The organism is Streptomyces sp. NPDC047880 (assembly GCF_040706515.1).
In the GTDB taxonomy this organism is placed as follows: domain Bacteria; phylum Actinomycetota; class Actinomycetes; order Streptomycetales; family Streptomycetaceae; genus Streptomyces.
This window is the reverse complement of the sequence record NZ_JBEZOK010000044.1, coordinates 1-20687: the sequence shown is the minus strand read 5'-3', so window position 1 is coordinate 20687 and position 20687 is coordinate 1. Positions and strand designations below refer to the sequence as shown.

18 protein-coding genes and 1 pseudogene are annotated in these 20687 nt (G+C 68.5%); 9 read left to right on the top strand and 10 right to left on the bottom strand.

All coding sequences use genetic code 11. The features are described from left to right. Positions 1–28 precede the first annotated feature (28 nt). Together AB0937_RS37720 and AB0937_RS37715 are read right to left on the bottom strand one after the other, a co-directional pair. Positions 29–907 carry a hypothetical protein gene (locus AB0937_RS37720; protein ID WP_366718608.1) on the bottom strand — a complete coding sequence of 293 codons (879 nt, stop codon included), beginning with the start codon at positions 905–907 and terminating at the stop codon, positions 29–31. A 410-nt stretch (positions 908–1317) separates the two neighbouring features. Next, complete coding sequence (locus AB0937_RS37715; RefSeq protein WP_366718606.1) at positions 1318–1716, bottom strand: hypothetical protein; 399 nt, start codon at positions 1714–1716, stop codon at positions 1318–1320. Between the two features lie 134 nt (positions 1717–1850). On the opposite strand from AB0937_RS37715, the gene AB0937_RS37710 reads away from it, so the two are divergent. Further along, positions 1851–1949 carry a DUF6207 family protein gene (locus AB0937_RS37710; protein ID WP_366718644.1) on the top strand — a complete coding sequence of 33 codons (99 nt, stop codon included), beginning with the start codon at positions 1851–1853 and terminating at the stop codon, positions 1947–1949. Positions 1950–2253: 304 nt separating this feature from the next. Here the strand turns inward: AB0937_RS37710 and AB0937_RS37705 are convergent, their stop codons facing one another. Next, positions 2254–3243, bottom strand: a complete 990-nt coding sequence (locus AB0937_RS37705; RefSeq protein WP_366718604.1) for an aldo/keto reductase — start codon at positions 3241–3243, stop codon at positions 2254–2256. A 641-nt stretch (positions 3244–3884) separates the two neighbouring features. Between AB0937_RS37705 and AB0937_RS37700 the strand changes: the two are divergent. After that, a pseudogene (locus AB0937_RS37700) lies at positions 3885–4085 on the top strand (UBP-type zinc finger domain-containing protein); the annotation flags it as partial. Positions 4086–4169: 84 nt separating this feature from the next. After that, the gene (locus tag AB0937_RS37695) at positions 4170–4598 is read left to right on the top strand and encodes a DUF427 domain-containing protein (RefSeq protein ID WP_366718642.1); all 429 of its coding nucleotides are present in this window, start codon (positions 4170–4172) and stop codon (positions 4596–4598) included. Positions 4599–5321: 723 nt separating this feature from the next. On the opposite strand, the gene AB0937_RS37690 is transcribed toward AB0937_RS37695, so the two are convergent. Then, positions 5322–6320, bottom strand: a complete 999-nt coding sequence (locus AB0937_RS37690; RefSeq protein WP_366718602.1) for a YdcF family protein — start codon at positions 6318–6320, stop codon at positions 5322–5324. Positions 6321–6816: 496 nt separating this feature from the next. Between AB0937_RS37690 and AB0937_RS37685 the strand changes: the two genes are divergently transcribed. Further along, entirely contained in the window at positions 6817–7119 is a 303-nt protein-coding gene (locus AB0937_RS37685) for a hypothetical protein (RefSeq protein WP_366718600.1), read from the top strand. Positions 7120–7580: 461 nt separating this feature from the next. Next, the gene (locus AB0937_RS37680) at positions 7581–8111 is read left to right on the top strand and encodes an SMI1/KNR4 family protein (RefSeq protein ID WP_366718598.1); all 531 of its coding nucleotides are present in this window, start codon (positions 7581–7583) and stop codon (positions 8109–8111) included. Between the two features lie 152 nt (positions 8112–8263). On the opposite strand, the gene AB0937_RS37675 is transcribed toward AB0937_RS37680, so the two are convergent. Further along, positions 8264–8458: a chaplin gene (locus AB0937_RS37675; RefSeq protein WP_366718640.1), complete on the bottom strand. Its 195-nt coding sequence runs from the start codon at positions 8456–8458 to the stop codon at positions 8264–8266. A gap of 18 nt (positions 8459–8476) precedes the next feature. On the opposite strand from AB0937_RS37675, the gene AB0937_RS37670 reads away from it, so the two are divergent. From AB0937_RS37670 to AB0937_RS37660, 3 genes are all read left to right on the top strand, one after another. Continuing rightward, the gene (locus AB0937_RS37670) at positions 8477–9865 is read left to right on the top strand and encodes a radical SAM protein (RefSeq protein ID WP_366718596.1); all 1389 of its coding nucleotides are present in this window, start codon (positions 8477–8479) and stop codon (positions 9863–9865) included. Beyond that, entirely contained in the window at positions 9862–10878 is a 1017-nt protein-coding gene (locus AB0937_RS37665; protein WP_366718594.1) for an aminotransferase class I/II-fold pyridoxal phosphate-dependent enzyme, read from the top strand. The genes AB0937_RS37670 and AB0937_RS37665 overlap by 4 nt, the downstream gene beginning before the upstream one ends. Positions 10879–11493: 615 nt before the next feature. After that, positions 11494–12510, top strand: a complete 1017-nt coding sequence (locus AB0937_RS37660; protein ID WP_366718592.1) for a LacI family DNA-binding transcriptional regulator — start codon at positions 11494–11496, stop codon at positions 12508–12510. Between the two features lie 32 nt (positions 12511–12542). Here AB0937_RS37660 and AB0937_RS37655 read toward each other — a convergent pair whose 3' ends face one another. The 5 genes from AB0937_RS37655 to AB0937_RS37635 are packed head-to-tail and all read right to left on the bottom strand — an operon-like array spanning position 12543 to position 18447. Beyond that, on the bottom strand, positions 12543–13541 hold the full coding sequence (locus AB0937_RS37655; protein ID WP_366718590.1) for a LacI family DNA-binding transcriptional regulator: 999 nt from the start codon (positions 13539–13541) through the stop codon (positions 12543–12545). Between the two features lie 22 nt (positions 13542–13563). Beyond that, the gene (locus AB0937_RS37650) at positions 13564–15315 is read right to left on the bottom strand and encodes a glycoside hydrolase family 36 protein (RefSeq protein WP_366718588.1); all 1752 of its coding nucleotides are present in this window, start codon (positions 15313–15315) and stop codon (positions 13564–13566) included. 2 nt (positions 15316–15317) lie between these two features. After that, complete coding sequence (locus tag AB0937_RS37645; RefSeq protein ID WP_366718586.1) at positions 15318–16175, bottom strand: carbohydrate ABC transporter permease; 858 nt, start codon at positions 16173–16175, stop codon at positions 15318–15320. Continuing rightward, positions 16172–17101, bottom strand: coding sequence for a sugar ABC transporter permease (locus tag AB0937_RS37640; RefSeq protein WP_366718584.1), 930 nt, complete (start codon positions 17099–17101; stop codon positions 16172–16174). The genes AB0937_RS37645 and AB0937_RS37640 overlap by 4 nt, the downstream gene beginning before the upstream one ends. Continuing rightward, a complete protein-coding gene (locus AB0937_RS37635) occupies positions 17098–18447 on the bottom strand; it encodes an extracellular solute-binding protein (protein ID WP_366718582.1) in 1350 nt (449 codons plus the stop codon). The genes AB0937_RS37640 and AB0937_RS37635 overlap by 4 nt, the downstream gene beginning before the upstream one ends. Before the next feature lie 191 nt (positions 18448–18638). Here AB0937_RS37635 and AB0937_RS37630 point away from each other — a divergent pair, with 191 nt between their 5' ends. Beyond that, positions 18639–20597: a hypothetical protein gene (locus AB0937_RS37630; RefSeq protein WP_366718580.1), complete on the top strand. Its 1959-nt coding sequence runs from the start codon at positions 18639–18641 to the stop codon at positions 20595–20597. Positions 20598–20687 lie beyond the last annotated feature (90 nt).

The window sequence follows — 20687 nt, the reverse complement described above, 5'->3', positions numbered from 1 at the left end:
GGAATCCGGGGCAGTGCGGACACAGGCGTCACCCCGGCGAGCCCCATGTACGCTCCGTCAACCCAACAGGGTTACCTGTCGGCACCATTCCGGAGTCCAGGACACGTCGTGCGAGCGGTTCAAGAAGGTGAGAGAGGCGGGTGGTGCCGTCGGCGCCGAGCGTCTGCCACGGCGTGACCGCCGCCGCGTCCGTGTCCGCCTCCATCTGTTCGTGAGCGGCCGCTCCAGCCTTGGTGAGGCGTCCCTCCTCGTCGATCCAGCCTCGTTCGCGCAACGTCGCTTGCGCCGAACGCCATTCCTCGACGCTCCATTGACGGATGCGTCGCTGGAACTCGGCGTCGGTCTCCCCCGTCGCGCTCTTGAGCACCAGCGCCTCGACCGGCCCCAGACGACGGCCGACCAGCACGGCGACATGGCCGTCGCCACGCTGTTCGCGCAAGGTGGTCACCGCCTGCCAGAGCCTGACATGGGGCTGGGCCGGGCGGGGCAGAGCTTGGTTGGCCGCGCCGAGCACCCGTCCCGCCGTGTCTGCTGCGAGGGCGGCCTGCCAGGCGAGGTCAGCGGCCTCCGCCAGCTCGGCGGAGGCGACGACATCCGGACCGTAGAGATTGGTCATCGCGGCGCCCACGGCCCGCTCGCGCGCCTCGATCACCTGCTGCGGAGACGCGGCAGCCCAGCCGTCAGGCAGCGCGCTCGCCGCCCGGTCGGGGTGGAAGACGTAGAAGGAGCTGGTGACGACGGAGGCGGGAACAGCGCCGAGTGGCGCCGCGCGCAGGGCGAAGTAGCCCATCCAGTAGCCGCGCAGTCCGAGATCCTCCACGGCTTCGCGCACCTCGGGGGTGAAGTAGACCAGTTGGTGGACCGGTTCGAACCTCTCCCACATCGCCCGTGCGACGCTTTCGCTCACTCTCAGGCCCTCCCGGCTCGTCCTGCTCGGCTGCGGCGACCACCGAGAGGCAGCATCCATCATGACGACGGTCATAACAACCCCTCGACTTGGAGACCCATCGATGGCGGGGCGCCGTCCGCCGCCGTCCAGCCCGGCCCGGTACGAGCTCCACGGTGAGTTCGCGAAGACGCCCTGAGGGCCATCGGGAGTCATCACGTCGTCGGCCGGGGCGTCGTGGAGTGGGGCGGTGTGGCCTTGGGTGAGTCAGGGCGCGCGATGCCTGTCAGGTCGAGGCCGAGGGTGCGATGGCAGCGGGGTGAGGCCGGTGCGATGGGGGTCCGAAGCGGGATGTGCCTCAGCACGACCGAAGCCGTGGTGCGGCACGGCTGCCGGCGGAGATGACCGTCCCCCACCCCGCACGGCCGACCTCAGCAGTGTCGGATCTGCTGCTGCCACACGCTGGGGTCGCCGGTGTTGAGATACCAGTCGTTGACGTAGCCCGACCGCACACCCAGGTCGATGAGCATCCAGTAGCGGTAGTTGGGGTTGTCCGCCGCTCCGTCGCCGGTCGTCCAGCAGGTGAGGCCGACCTCGTCACCGTTGACGAGCGTCCCGTGGGGAACGTTGGCGTACCCGTATCCGGGACCGGTGCGCATCTGCAGCCAGGAACCCGGATCGATCCCGGTCACCGTCGTGCAGTTCGTCATGTCCCCGGAGATGCTGCACCGGTGGATGGCGGCGTCCGCGGGCGTCGCCAGGCCCAGCACGGTGGCGGCGGTGGCCAGGGCGGTGATGAGCACGCCCGGACGGCGGGGTCGAAATGTCATCGGGTTCTACGTCCTCTCGGGGTGACCGGCACCAGGTGTGTCCAGTCGATTCGTCATGCTAGGGACGCAGGGGACGCACAGGTCCCTGACAGCTGTCAGGGGTGGCCGCGCACGACGCCGGGCGCGGCACCGAGATGGGCCCCGCGTTCCCATCGACCCGGGTGCCGGGCGAGCCCGGTGTGCGGCTGCGCTGCGGCCTGGACGTGCGCCAAGGACTTACCGCACAGCGCTGAAGCCGCTGTCTACCCGGTCAGCTCGTGGTCGGCAGTCTGCGGCGGGCAGTCGCCGGCCGGCTCCCCCCAGGGCGGCCGGCTCGGCTTCGTCGCGGTCAGGTGCCGGCGCAGCCTGGGGCCAACCACTCCCCCGCGTAGCGGGTGCGCGTCGGCCGGCGGCGGGAGCCCACTGGGCGGCGTCCTGGTCGGCCTTGCCCAGGTCGGAACGTGCGACGACCGTGACCGGCGACGCCTCTTCCGGTGGTCAGGAGGTCGACGATCGCCCCCCGTTCCCTGCGAGCCCCCGTGTGGTGTGCCCCTCTGGCTACCGGTTGATGGACCGCATCCCTGCCTCGTCGTACCGCTCACCGGCCGCCTCGGGCAGCTCCGCGTCGATGCGGGCCAGGTCGTCCTTCGTCAGGTCGATGTCGACGGCGGCGGCGTTCTGTTCCAGGTAGGTGCGGCGCTTGGTGCCCGGGATCGGCACCAGGTCCTCGCCCTGGGCCAGCACCCAGGCGATGGCCAGCTGAGCCGGCGTCACGTCCTTCTCGGCGGCGATCTCCTTCACCTTGGCCGCCAGCCGCAGGTTCGCCTCCAGATTGGCGTCCTGGAAGCGCGGGTTCTGGCGGCGCCAGTCGTTGGCGTCCAGGTCGTCCGTCGAGGTGAACCGCCCGGCGAGGAATCCGCGGCCGAGGGGCGAGTACGGCACGAAGCCGATGCCCAGCTCCCTGCAGGCCGGCAGCACCTCGGCCTCCACGTCCCGCGACCACAGCGAGTACTCGCTCTGCACGGCCGTGACCGGGTGCACGGCGTGCGCACGCCGGATGGTCTGGGCGCTCGCCTCGCTCAGGCCGATGTGGCGCACCTTGCCCTCGGCGACCAGTTCGCCCAGCGCGCCGACCGTCTCCTCGATGGGCACGTTCGGGTCGACCCGGTGCTGGTAGTACAGGTCGATGTGGTCGGTGCCCAGACGCTTCAGGGAGCCGTGGACGGAGCTGCGGACGTGTTCGGCCGAACCGTCCTGCGGGCCGACCGTGCTGATGTCGCCCGGTACAGCGTCGTCCATCCGGTAGTTGAACTTCGTCGCGATCACATACTCGTCGCGGCGCCCCCGGATCGCCTCGCCGACGAGGGACTCGTTGGTGAGCGGGCCGTACATCTGCGCGGTGTCGAGGAAGTTCACCCCGAGGTCGAGGGCGTGCCGGATCGTCGCGACGCCCTCCTCCTCGTCGGCGGTCCCGTAGAAGGCTGACATGCCCATGCACCCCAGGCCGATGGCCGATACCTGCAAATCCCGCAGACTACGCTTCTGCATCTCGTGTCCCAGCCTTCCTGCACGCTTGATCGTCCTTCGGGCGGCACGAGGTCTCCTGTCCGTCCAGGCACAGCTGTCACCTCCCGGCATCCCAGGAGGAGCGGGCGCCGAGACGGCCTCGTGCACCGTTGCGTCCTCGACGCTATGACTTCGAGCGCACTCCAAGGCAAGTGGGATGTGAGGAAGGCCTGGATCCTGGACGGATACCTCACCCGTGACGCTCCAGGACTGGAGGAGACGAGCCCGGAACCGTTCGTCCTCGCGTGCGGGATGCGGCGCCCGGGGACGCCTCTGGCACCAGCGGCCGGCCGTGCGCGGGACGACGCCGTCGGTGACCACCAGCCACTTCTGTGTCACTTCCGGGTGGCGCGTGCCTCCGGCGTGGAGGTCGCCGCTGGGGACACATTGCCCGTGGCCTGCATCTCCTGTGCGGTGTCGGGGCGAAACAGGGTGGAGAACAAGGACCGCCGGGGAGTGAGTGTGACCGACACAGGCATGCGCGGGGGCGCGGTGCCACCGAGAAGCGTGATGTCGACTGAACAGGCCGGTGATCACCGATGACCAGATGGACGACCCGTCCCGATGGCGGACGGCCCTCGGGCAGACACTGCCCCCACACCTGGACGGCGGACCCACCCCCGCTGAGCGAGACGTGCGCGTCCTGCGCGACGCGCGGACGCGCACGGGCCGATCTGCTGCTGTGCTTGACCTGCGGCCATGTGGGCTGCAGCGACAGCTCTCCCAGCGCTCACGCCACGGCCCACTTCGACTCCAGCGGCCACCCGGTGGCACGCGTCTTGGCACGCGACCCGCAATGGGCCTGGTGCTACGAGGACGAGGTGTATCTGGACCCGCTGGAAGAGCCCGTGCCGCGTTCCGCCCCGCGCACGCCCGAATCGGTCTGGGACTACCCGCGGCCGCCCGTCATGCGGGAGGACGACCGTGACGTGCGCGTGGAGTGCGCCGGCCAGTTGGTGGCCCAGACCCGCAGCGCCGTCCGGGTACTGGAGACCAGCCATCCCCCAGTCTTCTACATCCCTGCACAGGACGTCCGTACGGAGCTTCTCTTCCCGGCGGCCGCGGGCCGGACCTGGTGCGAATGGAAGGGCTCTGCCCGGTACTGGGACGTCATCGTGGGAGACGACGTACGCGCTCGCGCCGCCTGGAGCTATCCCCGCCCCGAGCCCGGCTACACCCCCCTCACCGACTGCTTCGCCTTCTACCCGAGCCGCATGGACCGCTGCACGGTCGACGGAGAGGAGGTCACGGCGCAGGAGGGCGACTTCTACGGCGGCTGGATCACCGCGGAGGTGCGGGGGCCGTTCAAGGGCGCCCCGGGCACCCAACTGTGGTGAGACGGCGACGGCGAGAGCCGTCGATGTTACGGGCGCCGAGAGAACGTCAGGCACGTGAGCCGGCGCCTCCGTGCCCAGCGCACCACCGGTCGCCCGCGCAGGTTCACGCTCGCACTCACGCGCATCGGGTCATGAGCAACGGCTGCCCGCACCAGGGAGAGAGCTGCTGTGGTCACCGGCACTCGGAGGGACTCGACAGGCGACCAGAGGGGACGTGTACACGGCAACGGTCACACCGGAAAAGACAGGTCAGGCAAACGCGGGCCGATCCGCGCGTGCCTGCGGCAAGCTCGTGCCTCTGTAGCGCCGCGTCCACGCGTGGCGTGCTCCGTTCCCGCGATGGGCGAAGAACGTGTGCAACGTCCCGTTGTGGGCCCTCACGGCCGCCGCGGCCTACGCCGCGATCGGCAGCCTGTGCGCGGCCAGCCTCATGGCAGCTCCCCTCCTCGGGTCCCTCAAACCCGCATCGAGCAAGGAGCACGACGCCGGCATCGACTGGAGCGACCACCGCACAGGAGGACAGCTCGAGAACTCAAGGGCCCAAAATCCAGTGCTGTCCGTGCCTCATCGATTGGGGCGCCGGCCACGGCGATTCAGCCGTGCACACCTCGCGCAGCGGGCTGCGCGTACCGGACGGGCAACCCGGCCAGTCCTCTCCCCTCCTGAGCCACGCCATGCACGGCGCCTTCGTCAGGGCCTCTTACGAGGTCTGCGGCAGGCATTTCAGTGCTCGAAGACCGCCGTCGCCACCGGCACTGCCAGCAGCAGGCTGAGCCCGACCAGGGGAAGGCGGTCCAGCCACAGGACGGCGACAAATTCGCGCAGTGTCGCGGCCAGCCAGTAGGCGGGGGAGGTCGGCGCGCCCACGACGTGCACGGGCACGCCGACGCGGCGGGCCAGCAGGGTCGTGCGGTAGACGTGGAAGCCACTGGTGACCACCGTGGCACGGTGGCCGGGAGGGGTGCCGTCCACGAGGGCCGCGCTGAAGCGCAGGTTCTGCCCGGTGTTGACGGAGCGGTCCTCCCGCACGATCCGGTCGGCGGGCACTCCGCGTCCGCGCAGATACTCGGCCATCGCGTCCGCCTCGGAACGGACCTCGTCCGCGCCCTGGCCGCCCGAGAGGACGAACACCACACCAGGCGTGCCCGGTGCGCGGGCGGCGTCGATCGCAAGGGCCCGCTCCAGCCTGCGGGTCAGCAGCGGGCCGGGGCGGTCGCCATCGAGCCCGGCGCCAAGGACGACGACATGGGTGGTTCCCGGCGAGGGCGTGCTACGGCCCCGGACGAACACGTGGCCGGCGAAGACCATGAAGAGCAAAGTGAGGTATCCCGCAGCGGCGTTCACCGCGACTATGAAGGCACCGAACGCCTCGCCGCCGACCACGTGGAAGACCGCGTCGAGGCCGAGCACCGCCAGCACCGCGCAGCCGGCCGCCCCGGTCGCCAGCAGGGCTGCCTGCGGTCCGTAACGCCGGACCAGCAGGACGCCGTCGGCCAGCAGCAGCAGACCCAGCGCGAGCGCCAGGAGCAGGGCGGCGACGGCGAGGATGGTGGCGATCGTCGGGTGAGCTGCCGCACTGCGACCGGCCACGCCGAGTCCGGCAGAGGCCGCCGCGAGGCAGAACAGGACGGCGGTGGAGAACCGGTGCGGTGCCAGCAGGGCGTTGACGACGCCGCCCGCGGCGAACACGACCGCGGCGAGATACTCCGGGTACTCCGGCATGTGCCGCACCGCTCCGCTCTCCCGCCCGCCGGGCCGCTGCCCCTACCTGCCCGCCTCTCCCGTCCCCCGGATTCCCGGACCCGGGTACGGACGGCTGTCGGCCATCCTCCCAGACCTGCCGTGGTACGCCGAACACGGGCAGGCGCCGGTGCGTTCGACAGAATCGGCACGCCATACCGGTGGCGCGCTGCCCGGCGCTCCCGCACAGCACACCGATGGACGATGCGCCCTCTAGGCAGGTACAGACCCAGCCGGCACCCAACCACGACACGGCCCGCTCAGCGAGGCACCCTCGGAGGCTGAGGTACTGCTCCCACAGTGGCCCTGCGGAACCTCTTCCATCGCATGACCCCGGACAGCTGTACCACTGCCTCCAGAAGCGTGAGCTCTTCGACGGACAAGCCGCGTTCCCGGCACGTTCGCTCACCGAGGTGACGGCGGTCTGACCAGCCAAGACGTTTTGCCTGAAGCAGCGAAGGCAGCCGATCATTCGCCCATGAGACCCGAAGTGCAGGTGTTCGTCGCCGCTGGCCCACTTCCCGGCTGGGACGCGAGCGAAGAGGAGCTCGACAGGCGCGTTCAGCAACTCGAAGCGATTTCGAAGCCGATCACCGGAGAAGAAGCCCGAGCGCTCGTCTCCTGCTTCGGTCCAGACGACTGCTACGGCGTCGCTTGGACGCTCCTCCACCTCATCGAGACGGGCCCGAACCCGGTCCTGACCACCGACCCCGGACCGGACGCCAACGAGTGGCACCAGCGCCTCTACAACCGAGCCGTGAACGCACGACTCATCCCCTGAACTTGATGGCATGGCGACGCTGACGAATGGCCGCGCAGAGCCTCGAAGCATCGCCGACTGGCAAACCCGGTGCTGCCCGCTCCGAGCGGAGAGGGCGGTGGTGCTCGCGGGTTGCCCGGCCTTGTGCCGTCGGCGGTTCCGGGCGCTCGTTGCGCGGGGCGAGGGTCCCGGTGGCGCCTCCGGGCCCGGCCCACAGGGTGGTCGGCGCACTGGTGCCGACACTCGTCACGAACATCTGACCGGTGGGGCACAGGCGCCCGCAGTTCTGCTCCGGCGAAGACCAAGCGTGTCCGGGCCGGGTACCGGCGCGTGACCTGCCCGAGCTGCGGCGGGAGCGCCGGTCTCCGGGGCGGGTGCACGGTTCGCGGGGTCGGCCCGCCTCGGTGGCGTGGTGGAGCTGCTCTGCTGTTGAAGCTCCTATACATCGTCAAACCCGTGGACGGAGTCCATAGGATGCGTTGGTGGCGCGGTTTGATGAGGTGAAGGCGACGTTCTGGGGCGAGGGCCGGTACGGGGTTCAGCCGCCGTTGACCGACGCGGTCGTTGAGGATGCCGAGCGTCGGCTCGGTGTCCGTCTGCCGGCTTCGTTGCTGGAGATCCTGCGAGTCCAGAACGGCGGTGCGGTGGCGGAGCTGTGGAACGCGTTCCCGACCGATGTGCCGACGTCGTGGAGCGAGAACCACGTCCCGCTCGACGACTTGATGGGCATCGGCCGTCATGACGGCCAGTTGTCCTTGCTGGACACGGCCTATCTGGTCGAGGAGTGGGGTCTTCCGTCCCCTCTGGTTCTGTTGTCCGGTGATGGTCACTGCTGGATCGCTCTCGACTATCGGGTGTGCGGCAAGCGCGGGGAGCCGTCCGTGACGTGGTTCGACGGGGACGACGGCGCGGAGCTCCCGCTTGCTGCGGACTTTCAGGCGTTCGTGGAGCGTCTGGCTGCGGCCACGTCGTTCGATTCCGATGACTCGGACGGCAACCGGTCAGCGTCATGATCTGGCAGTGTCACTGGCTGCAGCCACGCTCCTGACCCCGGACGGCCCGCGTCCAGCGGTTTCCGATCTGCACGACACCACGATCCGACCGGCATCACGAGCCCAAGTTCAGCAGTCACGGAGCAGCAACCAACGGCCGCCGGGCTGGATCGTCAGCCCTCGTTGACGCGGGTCTTGCCGAACGCCGGGTTCAACAGTGCGTCGACGTCGACGGTTTTGCCGCAAACGCTGACCGGTACATCGACGGGAACCTCGAGCAAGTTCCCGCTGAGGACTCCGGGAGAACCGATCGCGGCGCCGTCGCAATGGCTTCTGAAGGCGGGGCGTGTCGTGGACCCGGATCGGATCGGGACACCGCGTTCCGCGTGGAGTTCGGCCCGTGTCGTCTGGGCCCGTTCATGCATGATGACGGGATGAATCACAGCGACCAGCGCTTCCATGTCATCGTGCTGTCGAACTTCGCGAAGGGCTTCGACAAGTACGCGTTCGCTTACGGCAAGGCGGGGATTCCGGAGAGTACCTATCCCGACCGGTTCCACCTGCTGACCCGTGCGGAGCTGGGAATCGGCATCGGCAAGGCACGACGCCTGCTGGACCGTCTGGCCGTTCCGGGCGACCGGCTGCTGGTGCTGGAGACCACGGTGGACCCCGACAGGTTGGTGCCCAACCTGTCGACCGGTCTCGGCATGGAACTGCACGAGGCTCGCATCCGGTTGTCAGCAGTCCACGAGCTCGACACAGTGGGCGACGAGTTCACTCTGCGCCCGACAACCGTCGAGGATGCGATGGCGGCCTCCCTGCACCTGCACGGATCGGCACAGCGTCGCTACGCCGACATGCGACCGCGCTCGGTTTCGCTTCTGCCGGTCGCCTCCGCCTGCCAAGCCCGGTGTTCGTTCTGCTTCTCCGCGGCTTCGATCTCCAGCGACCAAGCGCCGGCACGGGTCCCGTGGGAGGCAGTCGCCCACTGGCTGGAGCGCGCCCGTGCGGCGGGTGCCGAGCGTGCGGTGATCACCGGCGGCGGGGAGCCCACGCTCATACCGTTCGAACAGCAACTGCGGCTGGTGTCCGCCTGCTCGGCGGCCTTCCCGAAGGTCGTTCTGATCACCAACGCACACACCCTGGCGAAGGGCCGGCACGCGGACCGGACCGGCCGCCTCGCAGCCCTGAGCGCCGCAGGTCTGAGCGTGGTGGCGGTCTCCCGGCACCATCAGGACGACGCCGTCAGCGAGCGGCTGATGATGCTGCGCACGCCGGTGAGCTCTGTGATCGACACCTGGCGCGTGGAACGTGACCGCTGGCCTGGGCTGCGGATGAGGCTGATCTGCGTGCTCCAGCACGGCGGCGTCGCCGACGCGGCCGACGTCGCCGACTACCTTTCGTGGGCCGCGGCTCTCGGTGTCGAGGAAGTCTGCTTCAAAGAGCTCTACGTATCCACCAGCACCGAGTCGCTCTACTTCGACCGCGCCGCCAACGTCTGGAGCCGAGAGCACCAGGTTTCGCTGTCCGTCGTCACCCGGTTCGCCGAGCAGCACGGCTTCGAGCTGGCGAGCCGCCTGCCCTGGGGCGCGCCGGTCTACCACGGCAGCTGGGACGGACGGCCGATGCGGATCGCCGCTTACACCGAGCCCAGCCTGCTCTGGGAACGCACCAGCGGGATCGCACGCAGCTGGAACGTCATGGCCGACGGACGCTGCTACGCCTCCCTGGAAGACCGGGCCAGCGAGATCGTCCCGGAAGATGCAGCGGCATGAGGTTCGACGAGTTCCAGGAATTCCGGCAGCGGCAACTCAGTGCCTCCTCGTCGCTTCTGGACGCCGCCGAGACCAACGTGTACCGGGCGCTTGCTCCGATGCGACCGGAACCGCCGACCGACATGAGTACGGTGCACCGGTGCGATCTCGCCCGTGCCTGGCTGCGACGCTTCGAGCTCCCGGAAGAGTGGTCCAGTCACGCCATGGTCTGTCGAGGGGTCCGGCACGGGCTCGGTGTGGTCTTCCACTGGCTGCACGCCGTGCAAGCGCGGCTGTGGCTGCCCAGCGACGTGTACCCGGTCTACTTCGAGCTGGCCCGCGCTGCGGGCCTGGCGCCCGCGTCCTACCCGACGCTACCGGCGCCGGCCCTGCCGAGGTCGCCGGCGGACCACCGGCCCGAATACCTGCTGCTCGCCAACCCCAGCAAGCCGCTCGGCCGATACCTCTCCGATGACGAGTGCGCCGCGGTGATTTCGTGGTTGAGGGAATCACCACGCCGCCGCCTGCTGATCGACAGCGTCTACGACCTGGGGGCCCCGTTCGCCGCCGGCACACGGCGCTTGCTGGACACCGGTCGTGCGGTCCTGCTGCATTCGGTCACCAAGGGGTGGCTGTGGCCACGCACGTTCGGCGTGGTCCTGCTGGGTCCGGCGCAAGCCGCATTGGCCGAAGCGTTCCGGGCGGATCCGCCGACGTCGGCACACCTGAGGCTCGCCGACCGTCTGCTGACCGAGCACAGCGACGTGCCCCGGCGGGTCGTCGACGAACTGGCCGTACGGGCCGAGCGGCTGTTCGAACGGTTGCCGGACGAAGTACTCGGGGCGATTCCCACGGCGAGCCGGACTTGTCCTGGCAACTACTTCTTCCCGGTTGATGTCCCAGCGGAGACGCTCCAGCGCGAGTGCGGCGTGCTCGCCATGCCGGTCAGTGTGTTCGGGGGGAGCAGCTGGTCCGGCTCCGTCCTGACCAGCCTTGCTGACGCTTTCGGCCCGACGCCGGCCGCGGCACGATGACACCACTGAAGGCCCTGGCCGTGAGAAGGGCCGTGGCCTGCGGCACGTCGCCCATCTTGGCGTGCGGGTCGTCCGGTTCCTGCCACACGAGGGAGTCGGCAAGACCGTGCGCGCCGTAGTCCTCCTGGACCGGTGGACCTCAACGCGTCCCGCATCCGTGAGGTCCACCGGCATGGTCACCGGCCCGTCGGTGCGCGAGACGGTACGACCCTCGCGGGCGCACGGGTTGTCCTGCCCGTTGCCGTCCTAGCCTTCCAGGCTGTCGAGGCAACCCAGAACCACGGGCCACTGCTCGCTGTGCACGTCCATGACCTCACCGATCACGGTGCGGCCCTCACGCCCAACAGCGAAGGGGGGACCCCGGCGCTCAGGAGGGAGTGGTCCGCCGGGGTGGCCGGGTATTCCTGTCGCCGCCCACGCCTCCCCCGCTCTGTGGGGGCAGCCTCGCCGCCGTCACAGTCTCTTCCCCTCCGCCACCACCCAGGCCGGTAGGGTTGCTGCAAGCAGCGTGGAAAGTTTTCGATTGGTCGGCTGCAAGTGCAATGCGACTTTCCACAGACGCCCTCCGCCGGGTTTCCGTCGGACGGGCGACTCCCGAAGGAGAAGCAGCGCAGCATGAAGATCGGAATTACCGAGGTCGCGGCGCGGGCAGGCGTCAGCGAGGCGACCGTCAGCAGGGTCGTGAACCGCCGGCCGGGGGTGTCCCGCGGTGCCCGCGCCAAGGTGGAAGAGGCGATGGCCGCGCTCGGCTATCGCCGACCGCCCGCCGGTCAGCTCGTCGCCGTGGTCACCGAGCACATCTCCAACCCATTCTTCGCGGATCTCGCCGAGCGGCTCGAGGCCGCCCTGGCACCGCACGGTCTGAAGACGGTCATTTGCCCTGCCTTCACCGGCGGGGTGCCCGAGCAGGACTTCATCTCGGTGCTGATGGGGCGCGGTCTGGCGGCGGTGGTGTTCCTGTCCGTCAGCAACACGCTCGACAATGCGGACACGACACCGTACGAGATGCTCCGTGACCGCCAGATCCCCTATGTGGGGATCGACGGGCAGTTCGGCGACGGGGTGCCCGCTCCGGTGTACTCGACGGACAGCCTTCAGGCAGCCGAGCTGGCCGTAGCCCACCTCCACGGGCTGGGCCATCGCAGAATCGGCATGGTGTCCGGCCCGCAGGGCAATCAGCCCGCCGACCTCCGCGCCTCCGGATTCCTCACGGCGATGGCGGATCGGGGCGTCGAGGACGCCGACCGCTGGCTGATCCGCCAGTCGTACACGATCGAGGGCGGCCAAGCGGCGGCCGGAGTGCTCACGAAGATGGGGGTGACGGGCATCGTGGCGGCGAGCGATTTCATGGCTCTCGGCGCCATCCGCGGCATCCGCCGCAGCGGCCTCAGTGTGCCATGCGACGTGTCAGTGGTGGGCTACGACGGCACCATGCTCACGGAGTTCGTGGATCCCCCGCTCACCACGGTCCGCCAGCCTACGGACCGCCTCGCGGTGGAGGTCGCCCGCAGCGTTCGGGCGCTGCTCGCCGGTCAGGATGTGCCCAACGGTGAGCTGCTCTTCGCGCCCGAGCTGGTGGTCCGCTCCACCACGGCGCCTCCTCCCGCGGGCTCTGCGGACGAGGAGGGCTGATCCCGCTGGGCGACGGGGTGGAGCGGGATGCGTCAGTCCTTGCGCGCCGGCCCCGTAGAGGCTCGGATGACCAGTTCGGGGTCGAAGAGCAGCTCGCTGTGGGGGACCTCTCGCCCGGCGACCAGCGCCTGTACGCTGCGGCCGACCTCCAGTGCGAGGCGGTCGGCGGGCTGGCGGACCGTGGTCAGGGGCGGGTCGAGGAACTCGGTGATCATCGCACCGTCGTAGCCCACGACAGAGACGTCCTCGGGCACCGACCTTCCCTGTCGCCGCACCCCTCGGATGGCGCCGAGGGCCACATAGTCACTCGCGGCGACGATCGCGGTGGCACCCAGTTTGAGCAAGGCGGTCGCGGCGGCCTGGCCGCCCTCCACCGTGTAGGACTGGCGGATCACCAAGCGGTCCGCGGACTCGATCCCCCGCCGTGCCATGGCCTCGATGAATCCCCGCACGCGCTGGTCCGCGGGATGGTTGCCGACCGGACCCGACGCCATTCCGATCACGCGGTGGCCGAGCCGGTACAGATGGTCCACGGCCAGCTCCGCGGCCAGGGCGTCATCGGTGGAGAACACGGGCGCGGAAACGTCGGCGGCGAACTGTCCGTTGATCCCGACGTACGGAATGCGGCGTGCGCGGAGCATCTCGTACGTCTCGGTGTCCGCTCCCTCGAGGGTGTTCGACACCGAGAGGAAGACGACGGCCGCGACCCCCTTGTCCATGATCGAGGTGATGAACTCGCGCTCCTGTACGCCACCGGGGAAGGCAGGGCACAGGACGGTCTTGAGACCGTGTGGGGCGAGTGCCGACTCGATGCGTTCGGCGAGGTCGGCGAAGAACGGGTTCGAGATGTGCTCGGTCATCACCGCGACCAACTGTCCCTGGACGGGGCGCTCGTAGCCCAGCTCCGCCATCGCGCTCTCGACCGCTGCACGTGTCTTCTTCGCCACTCCCTGCCGCCGGTTGATGACACGGCTGACGGTCGCCTCGCTGACTCCGGCACGGGCAGCTACCTCGACGATGCCGACCTTCATGCACTCCCTTTCGTCGGGTGACTCACGAACTTCTCCGGACAACGGCCAGTCCCATCCGCGGCACCGGCAGGCTGTGCAGACCGGGTGGGAGATCGATCCGGCCCTGCTCGATGATACGACCGGACGAGCTGTGGACATCGATATCCACAGCAGCTCCGGGATCCCGCACATCCACCACCAGACGATCCACGTCGGATCCGTTGACCAGCACCGTTTCATCGAACGCCGTAAGACGCAGGGAGACGGCGCGCTCGCTGTGCACACTGACGACGCACACGCCGTTCGCCCGGGACTCGACGACGGGGTAGAGGTCGTCCGGGCGGCCCGGCTCGACCCGTCCGTCCAGCAGCTGCGGCCGCAGACGTCGCCACTGCCCGAGCCAGAAGCCGAGCGCCTCGAGCTGCTCAGGGGGCAGGGTGTCCAGCCGGACGGACAACTGGGGCACCGAGTGGAACGCGCCGATGAACTGGCGTACCGCCGCCTCCAGGGGGCCGGACGGGTCCCACAGCAGCATGTCGGAATGGACCGTGCCACCCACGGCGAGCAGCGAGGTGTCGATGGTGCGAACCCGGTTCGCGGTGGCGTCGGCGGGACAGTCGAAAGACCGCAGCATGTTGCCGTAGGCCGCCATGCCAGGTCCCACGTAGGGCTGCCTGAGTTCCAGCAGCAGCTCGGGCCGCACTTTTTGCAGAGCGGTGCGCAGGTCGGTGAGCAATTCGGTGAGCGCGTGCCCGATGTCGCCGCCGTCGCCGGCGTAGACCATGGCCTCGTCGACGAAGTCGACCTTGAGGCCGTCCAGCCCGTGGTCACGCACGAGTGCCGTGCACATCTCGACGACGTGGCGGCGTACTTCCGGCCGCCTCGGGTCGAGCACGTACGCGCCCGGCGCCCGGGCGGGAGCCGGAGCGGACGCGGCCCACTGTGGGTAGCAGTCCGCGGCCGGGCCGACGAGCAGTGGCGCGACCCATGCCATGTACCGCAGCCCGAGGGCTTTGACCCGGGCGACATGACCCGCGAAGTCGGGGAACTTGTCCGTGTCCGGCAGCCAGTCGCCGCATCCGGCGTAGCCGCGCCCGCTGCCAAGGCGCTGCCAGCCGTCGTCAAGGATGAGCACGCCGCAGCCAAGGCGTGCGGCCAGTCGGGCCTGTGTTTCCACGGCCTCGGCGTCCACCTGCTGGTTGAAGGCGTACCACGTGGAGTAGACGGGCAGGCGGGCAGCCTCAGGGACGGGCATGGCCGACGTTGTGGCCGCGTACCAGCCACGTAGTGCCCTCATCGCCGTGGCCACGGACTCGCTGCGCGGCACGAACAGGATGCGGTGTGGTCCGGGCAAGGCGGGTAGTTCCATGTGCACCACAAAGGTGTCGTTCTCCTCCGAGACACCGAAACGGAGTTGGACCTCCGGTACGGGGTCGGCCACGGAGAAGGCGAGCATGGTGGCGCCGGTGTGGTCGTAGAGGCAGCCGGCGGCGAGCCCGTCGACGAGACTGACCCGTGCGCGGCCCTCCCAGTCGGCGAGCAGGGTGCGCTGCCATCTCGCCTGAGGGTGCCAGTACCCGGCGGCGTCGCCGAGCGGCACGTGCAGCCGGATTTCGACGGGATTGCCGCTGGCCTCGACGTGCAGCACGCTCAGCCCGTCGAAGCCCTCGGTCAGGCTCCAGTGCGGATCGGCGCGGGGGGCGAGGACGGCGATCCGCACCTGGTCGAGCAGGAGCTCGTACGTTGCGGGGGCGAGTTCGGCGGTGGTCACGGCCTCGGGGGACGGGGTGCTCACGTTCACTCCTTGACGGCCCCGGCGAGCAGGCCGGAGACGAAGTGGCGTTGCAGGACGAGGAAGACGACGGCCATGGGGATGGCGGCGACGGCGGTCCCTGTGAGGATCGCGCCGTAGTCGGTGTCGCTCACGCCCTGGAGGGAGGCGAGCGCCACCGGAACGGTGAACGAGGTGTTGTCACGCAGCACGATCAGCGGCCAGATGAAGTCGTTCCATTGGAAGAGGAAGAGGAAGATGCCCAGAGCGGCGAGTGCCGGCTTCATGGGGGGCAGGACGACCTTGAGAAAGAGGCGCAGTTCCCCGCAGCCGTCCGTCCGTGCCGAATCAAGCAGTTCGTCGGGGAGTGCGGTCATCGACTGACGCATCAGGAAGATACCGAAGGGCAGGGCCAGATTGGGCATGATGACGGCTTGGTAGGTGTTGAGCCACTGCAGTTCGGTCATCATCTTGAACAGCGGCACGAGGGTGACCTGGGTGGGAATGACCAGGCCCAGCATCAGCACGCCGAAGAGCGGATCGCGGCCCCTGAAGCGGTACTTGGCGAAGGCGTAGCCGGCCAGGGTGCACACCACTCCCGCGCAGAGCGTGTAGATGCAGGCGATGAGCAGCGAGTTGAGGACGACGCGGTCGAATGCCGCCGTCTGCCGGAGGCTGGACAGATTCTCGGTGAGATGGCCGCCGGGCAGCAGCGGCGGGGGTGAGTCGAAGATCTCGTGGGAGCTGTGGGTACTGGCGACGATGAGCCAGTAGAAGGGGATGGCGACGGCGGCGAGAAGGATGGCGAGCCCGGAGGTCAGCAGGATGCTGTTGCGGTGGTGCCGGGCCTGGGCTGTGCGCGGCCGCTGCGGGCGGGTCTTCATGCTTTGTCTCCCAGAACACGGAACTGGATCAGTCCGAGGACGCCGATCAGCAGGGCGAGCACGTAGGCGATGGCTGAGGCATAGCCGAAGTCGAAGTACATGAAGGCGTTCTGGTACAGGTACACGCCGATGGTGAGTGTGGCGTTGTCCGGTCCGCCGCGGGTCAGGATGTACGGCTCGTCGAAGATCTGCAGGGTGCCGATGGTGGACAGCACGGTGGTGAGCAGGATCGCGGGCCGCAGCCCCGGCAGTGTCACATGTCTGAAGACCTTGCCGGCACCGGCGCCGTCGACGGCGGCCGCGTCATACAGCTCCTTGGGGATCGTTTGCAGTCTGGCGAGCAGGATGACGGCGTTGTACCGGGTGTAGTGCCAGGTCAGCAGGATGCCGAGAGAGAGCTTCGCCCAGAGCGGGTCGGTGAGCCAGGGGACCTCGCCGATACCCACGAGGGACAGCAGCCAGTTGACGAGTCCGTAGCGCTCGTTGAGGAGAACGGAGAAGATGACTCCGTAGGCGACGAGTCCGGTGACCATCGGCATGAAGAAGCCGAGGCGGAACACCGAGCGTGCGCGCACGAGCGTGGAGTTGAGGGCGACGGCCAGTGCGGTGGCGAGGGCCAGCATGACGGGGACCTGGATCACCAGGATGACGGCGGTGTTCTTCAGGGCCGTCCAGAACAGCGGATCGTCCATCAGCCGGGCGTAGTTGTCCGCCCCGACGAATCTGTCGACGCCCTGCACCGTCTTGAAGAGGCTCAAAACGAAGGACCAGCCGACGGGATAGAGCTTGAAAGCGGCGAAGAGCACCGCGGCGGGGAGCACGAAGAGGTATGGCGCGAGGCGGCGTCCGTTGAGGCGTGCCGGCCGGCTCTCCCGGCCTGTGTCGGCGGGCCGGGCGGTCGGGGCCACGGAGACGGATGTGGTCATCGGACGACCTTGCGTCCGGTCTGCTCGGCGAGCCGGTCGGCGGCCTGGCGCAGGACCGAGGCCGGATCGGCGCCTTTGAGGAGCACCTTGGTCTGAGCGTCGGTGACCACCTTCAGGGCCCGGGCGTAGTCGGCGGAGTAGTTGAACGCCGGCTGGGGAGCCTTGAGAGCTTCGAGGAAGATCTCCCCCTTCTTCTGGCCGCTGAAGAACGGGGACGAGGTGTGGAACACCGGATCGTCGTACGCCTTCATCAGAGCGGGGGCGATGCCCTTCTTCTTGTAGATCGAGACCTGGGACGCGGGCCTCGTGAGGACGAACTCGATGAAGTTCCACGCCGCGGCCTGGTGCTTGCTGCTGCCGGAGACGGCGAGGTGGGTGGAGTTCACCGTGGCGGCGTGGGTGCCGCCACGGCGCACAGCGGGAGGCAGTCGCACGCTCCACTTTCCAGCCTGGCCTGGAACGGTCTCCTCGATGATGCCGCCGAACCAGGTCGGCCACGGCAGCACGGCCGCGGTTCCCTTCTTTATGGAGCTGATCAGAGCGTTCCAGCCGCCGGAGAGGTCGCTGACGAGTCCGGCCTCGTTCATCCGCTTGATGATCGTCATCGCCTGCACCGCCTGGGGCGAGTCGAGTGTGATCTCTCCGTCGTGGTTGAAGTAGAAGACACCCTGCAACTGCAGCAGCATCTGGAAGAAGTTGGCGGCGTCCGCCTGCGAGGCGGGCTTGTCGATGCCGAGGAGGTAGGTGCCCGTCCTCTCCTTGATCTTCTTTCCGGCTTCTATGGCGTCGTCCCAGGTGTCAAGGGCGCCGGCGTCGACTCCGGCCTTCTCGAATATGTCGGTACGGCAATAGAAGCCGGCCGAGTTGGCCTCCCAGGGCAGCGCGTTGACGCGGCGGCCGTCCGGACACACGGTCTGCCACAGGCCACGGGCGAAGGCGTTCTTGTACTGATCGGCGCCCAGTGTGCCCAGGTCGGCCAGTCCGTTCGGGAACTTCTCCACGTAGCCGGGCAGATAGTCGACGCCGATGTGGAGGACGTCCGCGAGACCCGCTCCCCCTGCCGCCAGCCCTGTGGTGATCTTGTCCCAGATGGCGGGGTTGCCGACGTCCTGGACATCGACTCTGACGTCTGGGTACTTCTTGTTGAAGGCGGGGACCAGGGCGCGTAGCCCGGCCGCGGGCCCGGCCCAGCTCCAGACCGTCACGGCACCTTTCGTGCCGTCGCCTACCGCGCCCGCCCCTGCGCCCGCATCGCCCGATCCCGAGCAGGCCGCGAGGCTCCCGATGCCCGCCCCCAGGGCGAGCGCACCGCCCGCTCTCAGGACACCACGACGATCGACATTCATGACGGACCACCTCTGTTCTCACAGCGGACTGGTTGATGAGCAGGACGTTAGTGATCCGTCATCAGACTTGCAAGATTTCGATGAAAGTTTTCTGTCGAACCGGCAAGTAGTTTTTGGCAGAACTATTGCAAGGCTCCATGGCCGTTGTTAGCGTCCACGCACCCCGCCCCCACCGCAGGCTGGAGCCGCACATGAGACCCACCCGCCCAGGACGTCTGAGCCGCATGGTCGCGCTCTCGGTACTCACCCCGCTCACCCCCTTGGTGATGAGCAGCCCCGCCGAGGCAGCATCCGCGCCGCTGACCGTCACGAACCCCGGCTTCGAGCAGGAACAGTCCGGCTGGACCTTCAGCTCCGGTACCGGCGTCGCCACCAACCTGCCCCACAGCGGCAAGAAGCTGATCTATCTGGACGCCGGCGCAGGCAGGCAGATCTCCCAGACGATCACTGCCGGCGCGAAGGGCACCTACGACTTCTCGGCATGGATCGCCACCGGTGGCCCGGGCGGGAAGTTCACCATCCGTGTCAACGGCACGACGGCTGGATCGGTGGACCTGCCCAGCCGGTCCGGCTATGCCCGCTACACCGTGAGCCGGGTTCCGTTGAAGTCCGGTGACGAACTGCAGATCGCCTTCGAGTCGGGCACCAGCTGGGTCAACGCCGACGATGTCATGGTCTCGCCCGCGGCTCCGGCCGACCCGGTGGTGACCTCATCGGACCCGAAGATCGTCGAGATGTTCGGCTGGGCGAAGCGCAAGGCCAACAGCTGGGTGCAGCTCCCCGGCACAGAGGGCCCGCTCAATGTCGACGAACGCAACACCTCGGGAACCGCAACCAGTGCGTACGGCCCGTCCTACTGGGCCGGCTACGCCCACCGCAGCGGCTACTACTCCCGCGACATGGCACACCAGCTGACAGGCGCGGCCGTCCTCGGGCTGAATGCCGAGAACAAGAACATGCTCAAGGCGTTCGCGGCCTCGTCCACGGCCAAGCACAAGTACTTCCCCGTCTGGGCCATGAACTTCGACAACAAGACGTACCTGTCGATCGACTATCACGACCCGTCCGACTTCGTCCGCGAAGTCCCCGCAGGGTTCGAGCTGGTGGAGAAGGCGAATCAGGCATACCGGTGGACCGGCGACAGCGCGTACGTACGCGACACCACCCTCTGGAACTTCTACCGGCACACCACCGATCAGTTCGTCAGGCTCCACGACGGCGACAAGCCGAACGGCATCGCCGAGGGCACGGGCAAGGGCATCTTCGCCGGCGCCGCCAGCTACAACGAGGGCGGAGAAGAACACCTCACCGAGGCCGGCGACGCCATCGGTTCCCAATACCAGGCATACCTGGCCATGGCCGCCCTCGCGAAGAACCGGGGCGAGAAGATCCTCGCCCGTACGTTCACGCGCAAGGCGGCCGAGCTGAAGTGCTACTTCAACTCGACCTGGAGCGGCACCGGTTCCGACGCTGACATGGTCCGCGCATACACCACGGACGGCAAGGCGCTCACCGGCTGGGGCAAGGAGAACAGCTGGTTCATGCCGATGAAGAAGATCATCGAGCCCGGCCCCCGCAACGACGCCTACCTCGACTTCATCGACCAGCAGGCGAGCGGCAGCGGCAAGCCCTCCAACATCGAGGCCATCTCCTACCTGCCGGACACCTACTTCGCCAACAACCGCAACGACACGGCGTGGAAGTGGATGCAGTACGTCTACGATCAGCGCAACACGCAGCACCCGGTGGCGAAGCAGGGACCGAACGGCGACTACCCGGAGGTGTCGTACACCCTGGTCGGCCAGACGGTCGAGGGACTGATGGGCATCGAGCCCGACGCCCCCGATCACACCCTGTCGACCCAGTCCCGGCTTCCCTCCGCAACCCGGTGGATACAGATCAAGGACCTGAAGGTCGGCGACAGCACCTTCACCCTGCGGCACGACGGGGCGACGAAGTCGACACTCACTCACAGCGCCGGGGCGCACCCGTACAAGTGGGAGGCCCGCTTCGTGGGTACGCACAAGTCCGTCGAGGTCGACAACCTGTCTCGCAAGGCACGAACCAAGAGGGTGAACGGCGTGACTTACACCTACGTCACGGTCACACTGCCACCCGGCAGTTCGGCGACGGTCGACGTGACCCAGTGACGCCCTCGCCCCAGCAGCGTTTCGCCATCTGACCCGGGGCGTGGGGGGAAAGAGAGGGGGGGTGGAGAGAAACCGGGTGGTTGAGACGAC